The sequence below is a fragment of the Streptomyces sparsus genome (assembly GCF_054776295.1).
Map to the genome: position 1 here is coordinate 1 of NZ_BAAHCA010001732.1, position 523 is coordinate 523.

Annotated in this window: 1 protein-coding gene; it reads right to left on the reverse strand. The window is 76.1% G+C overall.

Annotation, left to right across the window (positions count from 1 at the left end):
* Positions 1-73: 73 nt before the first annotated feature.
* A partial coding sequence (gene rfaE2, locus ACYVE9_RS30550) for a D-glycero-beta-D-manno-heptose 1-phosphate adenylyltransferase (RefSeq protein WP_461031087.1) occupies positions 74-523 on the reverse strand: 450 nt, incomplete at its 5' end.

Sequence of the window (523 nt, forward strand, 5' to 3'; positions counted from 1 at the left end):
GCCGGCAGCGCCGCCAGCAGGTCGCCCAGCCCCAGCGCGCGCAGCACCAGCACCCGCCGGGTGCTGTCGTCGCTCACGGCTCACCGGGCTGCGAGCAGCGTGCCGCCCGCCGGGCGAGGCCGGTGCTCGACCGGCCCTCCAGGTAGGGGAGCAGCAGCACCTGCCCGCCCCACTCCTTCAGCAGGGCCGCTTCGGGCAGCTCGTCGTACACGTAGTCGCCGCCCTTGATCCAGATGTCCGGGCGGAGTTCGGCGAGCACCGCCTCCGGGGTGTCCTCCTCGAAGACGGCCACCGCGTCCACGCACTCCAGGGCGCTCAGCACCCGGACGCGGTCGGCCAGCGGCACGATGGGGCGGCCCGGGCCCTTGCGGCGACGCACCGAGTCGTCGGAGTTGAGGCACACCACCAGGCAGTCGCCGGCCTGCCGCGCGGCCTCCAGCAGGCCGACGTGCCCGGCGTGCAGCAGGTCGAAGCATCCGCCGGTCGCGACGACGGTGCCGCCGGCGCCCCGCGCCTGGGCGAC